Consider the following 1,114-nt stretch of genomic DNA (forward strand, 5'->3'; position numbering starts at 1 on the left):
TTTAAAATGCTTGGGATTAGACACTTTATCGCCATCGCTGGTAATCACGAGGCTACTAATTCCTAAGTCAATTCCAATGGCTTTATCTGTTACTGGGAAAGGCTTAATTGTTGGGTCATCAAATCTAATTGAAATATGCCAGCGTCCAGAAGGATGTAATCTGACTGTTACTGTGCTTGGTTCACAGCTTTCTGGGATTTGTCTTGACCATCGAATAGGTAAAGGTTCTGTGCATTTAGCTAAATAGACTTGTCTGTCTTTAAATTTAAAAGCAGACTTGGTAAATTCGGCACTTCCTCCCTGATGTTTTTTCTTAAAGTTAGGATACTTAGTACGACCAGCAAAGAAATTAGTAAAAGCTGTTTGTAGGTGTCTTAACCCTTGTTGTAAAGGTACACAGCTAACTTCATTGAGAAAGTTTAATTCTTCTTGTTTTTTCCACTCGGTTAGCATTGAAGACGTTTCAGCATATCCTACTCTTTCTTGTCTTTCATACCAAGCTTGTGTTCTGACATGGAGAGCTTTGTTGTAAACTAATCTTACACAGCCCAATGTGCGCCGCAATAGCGACTCTTGTTCTGGTGTGGGGTAAAATCGAAACGAATAGGCTTTTTCCATATCCCGCATTCTAGCATATATCGTGTAAATGTGCTAATATTTGACGGTAAAGCCGTCGTAGAACGACGGGGTTTCAGACCCAAAATTTTCGATGACCAAAGCTTCAATCTGTGGCCAAATACGAGCTAAAAACTGATGAAATTAGCGTTTTCGTATATTGCCAAAACGGAGATGTACTACTTTGGGTGGGGAAAAATCTAGCATTAGTCTATCAGAAAAGTCCGCATCTTTCGTAACAATAACCAGTTTTTTATCCTTTGGATATTGCCAAATTTCCGTATCCCTTGGAATTCTACCTAGGGCTTGCTGAATAAATCTAAAAACCTTGTTGGATAAGGCTTTTAGACTTTTTTTTCCTCAAAAAGTGCCGACCATTGGAGGGATCGGGGGTAAAATTCAGGTACTTTTTCCCTGAAAATTAGGTAACTGACTACCTCAAAATCGGTAAAACCCTACACCCCACACCCCACACCCCACACCCTGCCCCCACCAACAA

Annotated in this window: 2 protein-coding genes; both read right to left on the reverse strand. The window is 40.0% G+C overall.

What is annotated here, in order from left to right:
* A partial coding sequence (locus O9290_RS03420; protein WP_288086705.1) for an RNA-guided endonuclease InsQ/TnpB family protein occupies positions 1-618 on the reverse strand: 618 nt, incomplete at its 3' end.
* A gap of 141 nt (positions 619-759) precedes the next feature.
* A complete protein-coding gene (locus O9290_RS03425; RefSeq protein ID WP_353852118.1) occupies positions 760-930 on the reverse strand; it encodes a DUF5615 family PIN-like protein in 171 nt (56 codons plus the stop codon).
* Positions 931-1,114 lie beyond the last annotated feature (184 nt).

This window comes from Microcystis sp. LE19-41.2A (assembly GCF_027530405.1).
GTDB classification, from domain to species: Bacteria; Cyanobacteriota; Cyanobacteriia; order Cyanobacteriales; family Microcystaceae; genus Microcystis; species Microcystis aeruginosa.